Raw genomic sequence first — 13,973 nt, 5'->3', positions numbered from 1 at the left:
CTATTGGGCGGAGGACGACGGCTTGCGCACCATCAAGGCATCGATCTGGTAGACATCCTGCTCCACCAGCAAGCCGGCCGATGCCTTGAGACGAAGGCCTTGCATCAAGGTCTCGTACCTGGTCTTGACCAGATCGCGCTGGGCAGCGGCCAATTGCTGCTCGGCGTTCAGAACGTCGATATTAATGCGCGTTCCGATACGATAGCCAACTTTATTGGCTTCCACCGAGCTCCGGCTGGACTCCACCGCCGACTGCAACGCATCGATCTGCGACTGCCCGTTGTCAAAGGCAGTAAATGCCTGCTTGGCCGACGTCGCCGCTTGTCGCGTTGCCGCCTCCCAGTCTGCCCGCGCCTTGTAGTAATTGGATGCGGCTTCGCGGACCCTGGACTCTGTCGCGCCGCCCGAATAGATCGGAATGTTCAGCTGCACGCCAACCTGGGTCGAGCGCGCCCGAGTATCGATATCCGCTGGCGAGGTCAGGCTGCCCGACGAGTAATTGCGCCCGTATGAAGCGGTCATATCCAGTGTCGGCGCATGCCCTGCCCGATTTTTCGCGATCTCCTTCTTTGCGACCTCTTGCATGGCCAACTGTACCCGCACCAAGGGATTTTGCTCGCGCGCGGCCACCAGCCAGGAAGGCAGGTCCGCCGGACTGGGCTTGGGCAGCGAGACATCTTGGCGAAGCTCGAGAAGCTCATTTGGCTCGTCACCGGTCACGCGCTCATATTCGGCGCGTTTGTTGACCAGGTCATTCATTGCTGCAATCCGCTGGGAGGTGGCCAGATCAAAGCGTGATTTGGCTTCGTAGGTGTCTGTAATCGTCGATACGCCGACATCAAAATTACGTTTGGCCAAACCAAGCTGCTGCTCGACTGCATTTAGCTGCGTCTGTGCAACCGACAGGCTTTCCTCGGCCACCAGGACATCGAAGTACACCTGGGCCACCCGCAGCACCGCATCCTGTTGTGCTTGCGAAAACTGGGCATCCGCTTGCCGGATTTGTGCATCTGCCTGATCGTAGGCAATCCAGTTCGCCAACCTGAATAGCGGCTGATTCAACTGCAATGACCATCCCCGTGTGCGCGCGTCTCTCGCCATATAGGGCGCGTCACTGAATGAAGCGTCGCCCTTTTGCGAGCTGGCATTGAACCCCGCATTGAGATTGGGCAGCAATCCGGCCCTGGCTTGCGGCAACTTCTCCTGGGCTGCCTCCAATGCATAACGCGCCGCGTCGAACACCGGGTCTTGTTTCAACGCGCGCCGATAGGCCTCACCCAGGGTCTCTGCATGCGACGGGAGGAACGCCGCCACCAGCGCAACTCCAACCAACCCAATCACATGACACCGCGTCGCAGTATTGCGGAGAACCTTAGCCGACTGGCGTTTCTTCCAACGATCAGCGCTCACGCAGAGACTCCTCTTTGTAGCGCAGCATTGGGGCGAGGAAGTACTCGATCATGCGGCGTTCGTCGGTCTTGATGTCGGCGGTCACGTTCATCCCCGCGACGATTCGTCCCTGGTTGCCATGCACCGTGTTGGGCGTATGCGTATCCTTGAGCTGGATGCGCACCGGATAGATAGGCCCCAGCTTCTGGTCCATTACTGCGTCGGTTCCCAGCCACTGGACCGTCCCCTCGATATAACCATAGCGCGTGAAGTCGAACGTTTCGATCTTCGCGATCACCCGCTGCCCGACATGGACGTGGCCGATATCGCGATTGTTGACCTGCGCTTCGACCTCTAGCGGTGAATTTTCAGGGACGATGCTCATCAGCGGCTGCGCCGGCGTCACCACGCCACCTACGGTAGTAACGGCCAATTGCTGGACAACGCCATCAATGGGCGCCTTCAGCACCTGCAGGTCGCGACGCTGCGTGGCCTTGACCAATTCCTGCTTCGCTACGTTGCCCTTCTTGATGGCTTCGACCAGCTCCGACGATGCCCGGGCACGAAATTCCGCCAGCGCCTGCGCCTTCTGCTGAACGGCGGCACGCATGCCGGCGCCTGACTCCTTCAATCGATTCTGCTGGATAGCTTCTTCCTTCTGCAGGTTGATCAGTTCCAGCTTGGTCTCGATCAGGCCGGTTTCCGCAATATGCCCGGTCTTGGCCAGCTCCTCGCGCATCTGATGCTTCTTCCCGACCAGCGGCAGGCTGACCCGGATCTGCTGCACATTGGAGGCGACCGCATCGTAATCGGCCTGGCGACGAGCGACATCGGCATCCAGCGACGCCATCTTCGACTGTTGTTCGAGCAGGCGACTGGTCAGGATCGCCTGCTGGTTCACCACGATCTCCTTGGGCGCATCGCCGGGCGTACTGAAGGTCGATTTTCCCTGCAATAGCGCATTCAGACGCGCAACATCTGCCTCGCTTTCCCAGTATTCGTATTGCAGACGGCGACGGTCGGCGTCGGTCGTGGTCTGGTCAAGCGTCAACAGGATCGTGCCGGCAGCGACCTTCTGGCCATCCTTGACGAATATTTCCTTGACCACCCCGCTCTCCAGCGATTGAATCACCTTGCTTTTGCCTGAAGGGATGACACGTCCCTGTGCCGACACCACGATATCGATATTTGCCAAGAAGGCGTAGATTGCTGCCATGAAGGCCATGGCGCAAATGGCCAGCGTCACCATGCGCGCGATATAGGCTGGCGGCCGAGCCTGGATACTGATGGCAGCCGACGAGAACGCGTGGCCGAATTCCTTCTCCACCGGATTGGCAGACGCCAGTTGCAGATCAGACATGGACTACCTCCACTTGCTTGAGCGTCACCGCCTGTGCGCTGGACTCCAGCACCTGATGCGCGTTGTACAGGTCGAAATAGCGACCACGCCGAGAAACCAGTTCCTGATGGTGTCCGGTTTCGATCACCTTGCCGCGCTCCAGCACAAGAATCCGGTTGGCCAGGCGCAACGTCGACAGCCGGTGGGCCACGATGAATACCGTTCGCCCACGGCAGATCTCCGCCATGTTGTCGTGGATGACACGTTCAGATTCGTAGTCGAGCGCCGCAGTGGCCTCGTCCAGCAGCAATAGCCGCGGATTGGTGGCCAGCGCCCGGGCGATGGAAATGCGCGCGCGCTGCCCACCGGAAAGCTTGCTGCCGCGCTCACCGATCACGGTGTCGTAGCCCTCCGGCAGTTCCAGGATGAATTCATGGGCGCCCGCCAGCTTGGCAGCGTTCATGATTTCTTCCATCGACAGTTGCGAATTGGCCAACGCAATGTTGTCCCGTACCGAGCGGTTGAACAGGATATTGTCCTGGCCGACCACCCCGATCTGTCTGCGCAGCCAGCTGGTATCGACCAGATTCAGGTCAATCCCGTCCACCAGGATGCGTCCGCGTTGCGGCGTATATAGGCGCTGTATCAAGCGCACCAGCGTGGTCTTGCCAGCGCCGGAGACACCCACCAAGCCGATGATTTCACCAGCGGTGACATCGAACGAGACCTCGTCCAGCACATCCGGCCCGTCCTGGCGATAGCGGAAACAGACGTCGCGAAAGCTCACATTGCCCTGGATGCTCGGCGGCGTCGCGCGCGCCGGCTGGAATGCGGGTTCGGCCGGAGCATCCATGATGTCGGCCAGGCGCTTGATCGACACCTTCATCTGCGTGAAGTCCTGCCACAGCGAAGCAAGTTTCAGGATGGGTGCATTCACGCGTCCAGACAGCATGTTGAAGGCGATCAGCCCGCCGACGGTCAGGTCGCCGTCGATCACCAGGCGCGCACCGAACCAGAGCAGCAGGACCGTCAGCAACTTGCTGGTGAGCGAAATGAACTGGTTGGTCGCGCTACCGAGATGACCACTTTGGAATGCCACATTGACATAGTCTCCCAGGCGGCGATCCCATTCGCGCTGCCATTGTGGTTCGACCGCCTGGCCCTTCAGGGTTTCCATGGCAGTGATCGTCTCGACCAGGAAGGTCTGGTTTTCCGCGCCCAGGGCGAACTTGTCTTCCAGCTTCTTGCGCAGCAGCGGCGTGATGAGCCACGAAGCACCGAAGAAGATCGGCAAGGCTGCCAGCACGATGAAGGTCAACGTGGCGCTGTAGTAGAACATGACGCCCAGGAAAACGATCGCGAAGAACAGATCCAGCCAACTCGTGAGCGCCTGGCCGGTCAGGAAATTGCGCGCATTCTCCAGCTCGCGCATGCGCGCCACGGTATCGCCGCTGCGACGCGACTCGAAGAAGGACAGCGGCAAGTGCATCAGATGCCTGAAGAGCTTCGAGCCCAGTTCGACATCGATGCGGTTGGTGGTATGGGAGAACAGATAATGGCGCATGCCCGAGAGCACCACCTCGAAGATGGCGACCCCGACCATGGCGACCACCATCACATCCAGCGTCGACAGCGAACGGTGCGTCAGCACCTTGTCGATCACGACCTGGAAGAACAGCGGCGTGATCAGGGCGAATACCTGGACGAAGAACGACGCCAGCAGCACCTCGCCCATCAAACCGCGATACTTGCGCAGGGCTTGCCAGAACCAGCTGACGCCAAACTTGTGCACCTCCGTGCGGTTCTGTTCGTGAATGCCGACGCGGCGCGCCGCCTTGATCCAGCGGCCAGTCCACAGCTCGCCAAACTGCGAAAGTGCCAGCTGACGCGGCTGACGCTCACCGGCAACCTGTACCACAACGGTGTCCGCTTCGATGCGCCCCAGCAGCATGAAGCGGCCATCGTGGCCTTCCGCCAGCAAGGGCAGCAGCCCCGCGCTCAATTGCTCGATGCGACCGCTCTGCAGCGAGGCATCGAACTCCAGTCCCTGGAGCGCCTGGATCATGTCGGCCATGCCAAGGATCTTTCCCGGCACCGAGAAATAGTGCGCCAGCTGTTGCGCATCCAGGCTCATTCCATTGAGCTGGGCATACAGCCGGATCAAATCCAGATTGGCCGTATCGGCAGGGTTACGCTGCCTGTCGTCCAATGCCGCAGCCGGGCTGTTGAGCCCATCATTGACGGTGTTCATTCTTTTCTTATTCCTCGTTGCCCCGCCCCCGGGGTAAAGACTTTCTCAGTAATTCAAGCCGATTGACGCGCAGCCAATGGCGTCATGAAGTTGGAACCGCAATTCTTGAATCCCAAATGCGCCATGAAACGATTGAACCGCTCCTGGTCCACATCGACACTCATGTTGATGCACAGCTCGGACGCGTTCCGGTTTTCCGCCCAGCGGCGAAAAGCGATCAACAGCTTTAATGCCGCAGAGCTCCCACGATGCTCCGGCGCAACAAAAAAGTAACTATCCTGGGCCACCAATGCGTCGCTGAAAAAATAATCGACGACATACCCCGCCAGCATGCCCACCGCTTCGCCTCCCTCGTTCCTGGCCAGCAGGATGCAACCGGCCAGCGGATTGCTGATCAATTTCTCCATGGACGCCCGGGTTTTTGCGGCATTCATCGGATATACACTGAAACGCGATTCCGCATGCATTCGTATCCCGAGCGCCATCAAATCATCGACATCCTTCAATTCCGACAAGTAGATCTTCATTTACGTCCTAACCTGTGCCCGCGTTGGCGGCTGCATATTTAGAATGGTCTGTTGCACTTGCATCAGGGGACGCAAGCAAATCCCCACCCAGAATCGCTACGGAGTAGTCCGGCGCGGGAATGAAGGCCAAGGGATCATCGGGAGGACTCTGGCTGGTCGCCACGACTTGATTGAACAAGAGCGCCATCTGTCTGATAGCGGCCAGGTCATCCATTGACGCGGCTGCTGCCGGAGACGGATTCTGAAGTGCCGCTACGGCGGCATCGACTGGCGCCGATGCGATATCGTTGGCAGCGACAGGCGCGGCAGCGGCGCCATCGTTAGAAGCCGGCGTGGATCGGGCGCTGGAATCGGTGGTGGATGCGCTCTGGGCATGCGCGCCGGGATCTGCCGCAGAACTGGCGCTGGCGGCTTCCAGCGCAGCCTTGGCGGCATCTGGCAGCGGCGATATTTCGCCTCCGAACATGACGTCGCCCGCGCGCGACGTATGCCCATCCGTGAATGTCACCTCACTGGTGCCGAACACGACGTTACCGTTGTTCAGTTCGGGGCTACCCTCTCGCTGGAGGCTGATGGAAGTGATGCCCATCTGATCCAGCGAGATGAACTCGCCCGCGTCCTGCACACCATTCTTGTTCATGTCCCGCAAGATACCGAACGATGCCCATTGAGCATCTTGGGCGGTCAGCTTGCCGTCACCGTCGGTATCGAACGCGGCCAGTCCGTCCATATCCGTCTTGGCGCCCTCCTTGTAACCAACGAAGGAGATTTCGTTGTTGTCCGTGATGCGCCCGTCGTGATCGACGTCGAATGCCAGGATACCGTCGTCCGTGGATGCCCAGCCGATATGCTCGCGCCATCCATTTCCATTCAAGTCCGCGAAGATATGCGAGTCTTGAGGCTTTACAAGTTCAATACCATCACCGTCCAGATCCACGACGATCGGACACTTGCCGCCACCGCCGGCGCTGCTTCCCTTGTGCGCCGTGTAGATCATTGCGTCGACGCTAGCGCCTTGCGCATCGGTTACGCGAATCGCAAACGGGTCGGAGCCTGAATAGGGGTCTCCCTGATGGCTGTAGTACTGCCAGGCGCCCTTTTCATAGACGGCATAATACGACGCCTGCGTATGGTCCAGCCCCGACGGCGCCGACGCAGTGGTGTATTGGTCGGCCCAGGCATGTCCGTGCTGAGGCCCCGTGCCCACGGAGAAGGTAAGATCGGCCACACTGCCATCGACGTCATAGGCAATGACCTTGCCGTTCTGGCGATAGCCGTCATCCACCGAGATGGTCCCGTTTTCCCCATACGTATCGGTGGCATCCTGATAATCAAAACCGATAGGCCTCAACTGACCGCTACGGTAGTAGCTTAGTCCCATCACATTGCCGTTCGCATCCACCAAATCGTTGGAGCGAGAGTCGGTGGCGCCGTAGGTGCGATCGCTTGGATTAGCGGCCAATGCGATCGCTGCCGACTCGCTGGTCACCGGGACCAGGGCCCAACCGGTCGTATGCGTCCATCCGCTCTCTTCTACGGTATCCATTGCCTGCCAGCGATATCCATAGATAGGCCTGCCATACCAGATATCTTCAATAACCGGTGCATCATTGACGGATTGAACGTTCAGGTATGCCGTCGCCCATGTGCTACCGCCTTCGCCATCCGAAACCTGATACTGGAAGCTAGCCGCGCCGTTGAAGTCCTGCACGGGCATGAACCTCACGCTGCCGTCCGCTTGCAGGGTCACCGTGCCGTGAGAAGCGTTGCCCACGGCGGAAATACTCAGATGCGACAGCGACGAAGGGTCAGGATCCGTATCGTTGACCGTGAGCTGTGCCGCCGAAATAATGAAGGCAGTATCCTCAAACCCCACAAAGCTGTCATCGACCGCTATCGGATTGACGTTCACGCGCGAGAAGTCGATCTGGGTCGTGCCCACCACCTCCGCGCCATCGGTATCACGCACCACGTACTCAAAACTGCCGACGCCGCCGTATCCTGATTCCGGCACGAAGGTGATGGTGCCATTGGCGTTCAACACCACCGTGCCGTGATCGGCATTGCGCACCGCCACGATGGTCAGCGCGTTCGGATCCTCGACGTCGGTGTCGTTGGCCAGCAGTGCCGCCTGGGTCAGCGTGTAAGTGACGTTGCGCTTGCCGTTGAACAGCTCGTCGTTCACGACCGGAATGTCGTTGACCGAATTGAAGTTGATGTCCACCCGCGCCTGGCTTTGCCCGCCGACGCCATCGTCGACGACATAGGTGAAGCTGGCTGCGCCGAAATAATTGAGATCGGGAGTGAAGATGATCTCGCCATTCTCCAGGCGCACCGTGCCATGGGTAGCGTTGCCCACCGATGTCAGGCGCAACTCGCTGTGGTCGTTGTCCACGTCGACATCGTTGGACAACAGGCCGTCGACGGAGAAATGAATGATCTGGTCTTCGTCTGTGCTCGCCGTTTCTCCCTGCAGACGCGGCGCATCGTTGACCGGAAGGATGTCCAGGCTGGCGGTGCCGACGGTGAAGCCACCCACGCCGTCGGAAACGGTATAGGTGAAGCTGGCTGCGCCGAAGTAATCCGGATCGGGCACAAACCGAATCGAGCCGTCCTGATTCAGGCTCACCACGCCATGGCTGGCGTTATCGACGGCGATGATCTTCAGGTCGCTATGAGGATTATCGACATCGGAATCGTTGGCCAGGAGCAGTGCCTGGTCGATCGTCTGGATATTGTCCTCATCAAACGTCAGCGTCTCGCCCACCACATCCGGTGCGTCATTGACGGGAGCCAGGTTGACCACCGTAGTGCCGATGACCTGGCCGCCATTGCCATCGTCAACGGTATAAGAGAACGCCGCCGGACCGAAGTAATTCAGCTCCGGGGTGAATCTGATCGTGCCATCGGCCAGCAACTGGACAGTGCCATGCTGGGCATTGCTCACTGCCGTGATGGACAGCACCTGGCCGTTGGTAGCGATATCGACGTCGGTGTCATTGGCCAGGAGGAAGGACTGCGGTATATCCAGAACGATGTCTTCGTCGCTATCGATCTGCTCGCCCGTGACCACCGGCAGGTCGTTGACCGGAATCACCGTGAGGTGCATCGTTCCGGCAATCTCGTACCCCACGCCGCCATTCACGGCCAGCTCCGCATTGTCGCGATCGGCCACCCAATACGTGAATTGCGCCGGGCCGTTGTAATCCTGGTCGGGTACGAAGCGGATGGTGCCATCGCTATCCAGGAAGACCTGGCCATGCTGCGCCTGACCGACACGGGTGATGCGCATGACATCGCCATCAACCGCGGTGTCCACATCGACATCGTTGGCCAGCAGGTCGGCGGCGTGGAACATCAAGACATTGTCTTCGTCGCCCGCGGCGGCATCGTCGCGTACCAACGGCGCGTCATTGACCGGCGCCAGTTCGATGGTCGCCGAGGCCACGCTCGACAATCCGTACTGGTCGGTCACCGAATAGCTGAAGCTGGCCTGGCCGTGATAATTAGCCTCGGGAATGAAGACGACCTCGGTCTTGCCTTCATCATTGGTTCGCAGTGCCACCTGTCCGTGCGTCGGACTGAAGACGGCCGTGATGCGCAGCATCTGCTGGTCCGGGAAAGCCGGAAAGTTGATGGTCGAATCGTTGGCAAGGAGCATCGACTCCGGCAGCCGCAGGCCGATGTCTTCGATGCCCGTGATGAATTCGCCGGTTACGGTCGGATAGTCCAACACGACTTCGGCTGCCGCAGGCAGCACGAAACCCTGCCCATTTGCTGCGTCGGCAACATCGTCTGGCGACACCACGGCTGCCGGCGCGCCGGTGCGGACCTGCCCGCCGGCTCCCTGCTGACCAGTGCCCGATCCCTGCAATAGAAACGCGGGGTCGACGACCGCGGCGGCACCAGGTGGCAGCAAGGTGCCTACGATCCCCGGTCCCGAGCTGCTCACCGAGGTCGGCTGGTGCAACTGCTCCAACGGCACGTTGACGGCGGACTGCTGCGTGCCGGAAGCCGTCGAGGTGCTGGCGGTCAAGGTCGAGCCGAGATCGGAGGCGATGAATTCGCTGGCCTGCGCCGCGCCACCCTGCTGTGTGCGCGAACCGCCCATGGCGCCCGCATCCAGATTGGCGGCGGCGGCAACGGTCGGCCACTGCACGGCCGCTGCCGCCACGCCTACGGCGACCAGCGGCGTACCTGCACTGCTGAGGCCAAACAGGCTGTTGTCGGCATTGCGGATCATGTCGTCGGTGACTTGCCGCAATTCCTGGCCGGCCGTGGCCGCGCCATTAGGCACGAAGGCCAACGGATTGGAACGCACCTGGTTAGCGGCCATGTTGTTGACGGCCTGTGCGCCGGTGCCCTGGCCTGTAATGGCCGTTCCCGCCGCACCCGAGCCGAGGCGAGCATCATTGGCGCCAATCGTCGTATCGGTGCGCTGACTGGTATTGGCAACGGTCTTGCTGGTGGTCGACGTCAGGCCCGGGTTGCCGGCATCGACCAGCACCTCACCACCATCGGTATCGGCATCGCCGCCATGCGTATGCGCTGCCTGGCCATCGAACTCACGGGTGTTGACGGCGTGCAGGACAGTCTCGCCACCTTCCTGCGACTCCAGCAGTCCGCCTGGCGTCATCAGATAGGCCACGCCCTTGACATCGCCGGTAAGTTGCTCGGCGTTGATCGCGACCGTGCTGCCGTCTGCCTTGAGCAGTAAAGGAGGATTCTTCGAGAAATCGATCGCCGCGATCCCTGCCGAAGATAAAGACTGCAATTCGCCCGGGGAAGTCGACGTCGCCGTTTGCGAAACGCCATCGTGATTGGCGTCGATCCACACCTTCAGCACCGAGAACGCAGGGTCGCGTGCATCGAGAATGCCGTCGCCGTTGGCGTCGAGCCAGCGCACGCTGTTGCGTTCCAGCGAAGCGGCCGGATCAAGGTTCAGCAGTTCGCCTGCGGTGATCTTGCCGTCGCCGTTCAGGTCGATGGACAGGATGCCCTGGTTGGCCGAAATCCAGTCTACCTTTTCCAGGTAGCCGTCGCCGTCGATGTCGGCATAAACCGGATCGTTGGTTGCGCCGGCGACCGCCGCGGCGGCTGGAAAAGTCAGCGCCGTGAAACTTTGCGTCAGATGCTGTGCATCTTCCACCGGCATGCCGGCGCGCTCGCCTGGCTTCGCAGTGGCGGCGACACCTTCCTGGAGATAGTGCTGACGGACGGTCTCGGCTTCCCATGCGGGAACGACAGCATCCATCGCATGCTGCATGAAGTCGGTGAGCAGCGTATCGCCCGTGCCGTCGCCGCGGCTGCCCGCACCATCGTAATAGCGCGTCTGGACCTGGCCGTTGTCATCGGTCCATTTGAGGTACAGGTGGCCCTGGGCGCCGTTGGCGAGATTGAACCCATCCGGATCGTACTGATAGCCGATCGATGGCAGCCTGGATGCAATCAACCCATACAGCGGCTGGCCGCTGGCATCGACCATGCCATTGAGCTGCGATTGCAGACCGTCCACCAGATTTTGCATCCAGCGGGTGGCCGTGGCGCCGCCACCTTCCGCATCCTGGGTCGTGACGACATGGGTATGCCCCTCTGCATCCCAGACGGCCTGGGCCTGCCCTTCCAGCATTGGTTCGTCGGACTCGAACATGCTGCTGATGATGGAGATGACCACTGCCGCTACCGCGCCCCATGGGCCGATAACGCCCAGTGTGGACATCAGGCTCATCATCGATGTCGCCATCGACAAAGGATTGCCGGACTGGATCGCCATGACAAGACCTATGCCAGCGCCCACTGCGCCCAGGTCTTGAGCAACGGTTCCGAGGGTACCGGTCGCATTGCCAGCCGTGTCGAAGAGTTTGAGGCCCTCCATGGAGGCATACAGGTTGATGCCCTGTGCACCCAAGGTCGCCGACGACTGCAAAATCGCCAAGGCATCGCCTGACTTAAGTGCGTCCGCAAGGTTTATCGCCGACGAAATTGCGCCCAGACCAGCACCGACCTTGCCTAACGTCTCGGCAAATGAAGCCAGTTCAGGCGGAACCGAACCACTGGCCGCGAACATCTGGTTGATCATCGACACGCCAGCAACGGACGCGGCAAAGGTATTGCCGTTTTCCAGCGCCTGGATCAAGGATAGAGCGCTTTGGACTGCGCCGAAGCCGGCTTGAACTTGCTGGGCTTGTTGACGCTCGGCCTCGCTGTAGCCTTTGACGACGATCTGTGATCTGCCCTGAGCGTCAATTTCGAACCCGTTGTCATTGCTGTCGACGTAGCGAACGGAGCCATCTTGATTCTTCTCCAGATGACCGATAGCAGTGCCCTCGCTATTGGCGATGGTGATCGTGCCATCAGACATCTCGTGGAAGTCGACATCGCTCAGCCCGAGCTGCCCTAGCTGTTGGGTTAGCGTGGTCTGCTGGTTTCCTGCGAGAGCTAAAGATGTATTTTGTAGTTGCTCAACAATTGACTGATGAATAACAGCATATTGATCACCTGCGACATCCATCCCGCTTGGAAGTGTCGGCTCGACCGGATCCTCTAATGGCAGCGCAACGCTGCTCTTGGGGACAACAGTGGCCAACCCGGTATCTGCCGAAATGGACACTATCGCATCGTCGGCAATAGGTGTTCTCTTTCCATGGCTATCTTCGAGATAGCGCTCACCAGTCTCTTTATCGACAACGTCCCATTGGCCGTCGCCCAGTCGAATAACATAGTCACCCTTTTCGTCCAGACGATACGTGCGACCATCAATAACTTTTATTTCATCAGATATAGGCTGACGAACAGGTGCTTCTGTTGAATTCTGATTATTCTCATTACTGTCTCCCTCCCCCCCCGTAATGGTCTCGCTTATCTTCTCAACCAGCTTAACTAACTCGGATGAGATATCAGCCTTACCTTGTAAGATTGCGTCTACTACGTCCGGCGACAGTCCAGCGAAAGGCTGTGCTGTTCCGTCGAGCTTCTGCAACGTCAACGCACCACTGTCATTGATAATTACATTACCCACCAAGCTACCACTAGGGTTGCCGGCATCGTCAAATTGGTGGACTGGAAACGTCGTAGTTTTCCCAACGGGGTCGTAGACACCCACAATACCTTTTGCATCTACGACATACTCTTTGGTGAATACCTCTCGCGGCTCCCCCGAGATCGAAGTGTACTTTTCACTTATGCGTCCGGTTTCAGGATCCTTGAATGCAGATACTGTATAAACGGATTTTTCGAGGGCATATTCATTTCCATCAAGCGGAATCCCCGATGGAGAAAGTCCTTTGGCCGTATAGGCTTTTACTACATCTTCATCTAATTGCAGTTGAACTGCTTTGAAATAAGAAAGCGCTGCAGAATTCGGCGCCTTTTGCTCCAGCAATGTAACAAGAGATTCAAAATTATTGCGAGGCATCCCGGGAGCATCGTAGATGCTCTCAAGCTTTACCGGAGACGCGTTAAGACCGGCCACATTCTCCGCGTCACCGAGAATCGTCGCAGACCCATGACCGATTGCTGTTGCTGCTGCAGCGATAGCACTAATGGCCGCTTCAGGCAAGTTGCCTGTTATTGCCCCGACTAAGGCCGCTTTCTGCGCTAGGTCAGCAAACGCCGCAGCTGGTGATTGTTGATAATCAACCCCCGCCGCGTGGGTGCCCGCCACCCCCACCAAGGTATATGCGTAAGCCCCAAAACCCGAATCAGCCATAGAATATGCACTGGCCAAGTCCGGAAAATCCTGCCGAAACCTAGTTTGCAGTTCAGTGTATATAGGCGTGCCGACAAAACCTTGAATTCCGGGCCCATCGATGTTCGCTCCTGGCAACCCGAACATGACTCCGATCAACTCAGCTAAAGCGCCCCCAAGTGAATGCCCAGCAACACTCACCATTCCACGGATCTGATCAAGAGTAGGCTCTTGCCCAGTTTCTAGAAACGTCTCCTTTCGGATCTGCTTGAATGCCTCAAATGCGAAATTGGCCGCATCGCTTAGCTGAGGATCCCAAGTATCGGATCCCACGGCCTTTAAAAAATCTTGGGTGGCTAGCGCCGCGTTGGCGTTCGGCCAGTCTCCGGCTTGATTACTCCCTGCAATTGCTATCGTATACTTTCCTGTTGTGGGATCTTTGTACAACGTCGCCTGAAAAAATGGAGACGTTTGAACAAAACTTGTAACTCCAGTAGGAACCGCGGCACCTACCTGAAAAGGTGGCGCTCCCGCATCCTTCCCATAGGTTCCAATAGCATAGGGGATATATTTAAGAACTTCACTTGGGCTAGTGATTGGCATGTTCTATCTTCTATTTCTTATTTTTTCTCATCGACGCCAAATGCTTCCCTGACCGTCTGCGAAGCATTGAAGCCTTTATTGCGATCAATCTCCGCTATCTTGTCCGAATACCACTCAGGGATCTCGATGACGTAAGGAAATTTGGAAATTGCCTTATTGAGGTTGCTCTCATTAGCA

At 58.7% G+C, this 13,973-nt stretch carries 5 protein-coding genes; all 5 read right to left on the bottom strand.

The window, feature by feature from the left end; translation table 11 throughout:
• From LBW87_RS05005 to LBW87_RS04985, 5 genes are read right to left on the bottom strand one after another with little or no spacing between them, the layout of a single operon-like run.
• The gene (locus LBW87_RS05005) at positions 1–1,410 is read right to left on the bottom strand and encodes a TolC family outer membrane protein (RefSeq protein WP_225200350.1); all 1,410 of its coding nucleotides are present in this window, start codon (positions 1,408–1,410) and stop codon (positions 1–3) included.
• Positions 1,400–2,749 carry an HlyD family type I secretion periplasmic adaptor subunit gene (locus LBW87_RS05000; RefSeq protein WP_225200349.1) on the bottom strand — a complete coding sequence of 450 codons (1,350 nt, stop codon included), beginning with the start codon at positions 2,747–2,749 and terminating at the stop codon, positions 1,400–1,402. The genes LBW87_RS05005 and LBW87_RS05000 overlap by 11 nt, the downstream gene beginning before the upstream one ends.
• Positions 2,742–4,979 carry a type I secretion system permease/ATPase gene (locus LBW87_RS04995; protein WP_225200348.1) on the bottom strand — a complete coding sequence of 746 codons (2,238 nt, stop codon included), beginning with the start codon at positions 4,977–4,979 and terminating at the stop codon, positions 2,742–2,744. Before LBW87_RS04995 ends, LBW87_RS05000 begins: the two co-directional genes overlap by 8 nt.
• A gap of 53 nt (positions 4,980–5,032) precedes the next feature.
• Positions 5,033–5,506 (bottom strand): GNAT family N-acetyltransferase, encoded by a 474-nt coding sequence (locus LBW87_RS04990; RefSeq protein ID WP_225200347.1) that lies wholly within the window; start codon positions 5,504–5,506, stop codon positions 5,033–5,035.
• A gap of 7 nt (positions 5,507–5,513) precedes the next feature.
• The gene (locus LBW87_RS04985; RefSeq protein WP_225200346.1) at positions 5,514–13,214 is read right to left on the bottom strand and encodes a cadherin-like domain-containing protein; all 7,701 of its coding nucleotides are present in this window, start codon (positions 13,212–13,214) and stop codon (positions 5,514–5,516) included.
• Positions 13,215–13,973: the final 759 nt, after the last annotated feature.

Origin of the sequence: Herbaspirillum sp. alder98, assembly GCF_020179755.1 — a bacterium.
Taxonomy (GTDB): Bacteria; Pseudomonadota; Gammaproteobacteria; order Burkholderiales; family Burkholderiaceae_D; genus Herbaspirillum.
The sequence above is the reverse complement of the archived record's forward strand: the minus strand, read 5'-3'. Positions and strand labels throughout refer to the sequence as shown.

Bases quoted from the DNA above. Each gene is read 5' to 3' on its own strand.
- LBW87_RS05000 (WP_225200349.1), bottom strand. From the start codon at position 2,749: ATGTCTGATCTGCAACTGGCGTCTGCCAATCCGGTGGAGAAGGAATTC.
- LBW87_RS04995 (WP_225200348.1), bottom strand. From the start codon at position 4,979: ATGAACACCGTCAATGATGGGCTCAACAGCCCGGCTGCGGCATTGGAC.
- LBW87_RS04990 (WP_225200347.1), bottom strand. From the start codon at position 5,506: ATGAAGATCTACTTGTCGGAATTGAAGGATGTCGATGATTTGATGGCG.
- LBW87_RS04985 (WP_225200346.1), bottom strand. From the start codon at position 13,214: ATGGCTGATTCGGGTTTTGGGGCTTACGCATATACCTTGGTGGGGGTG.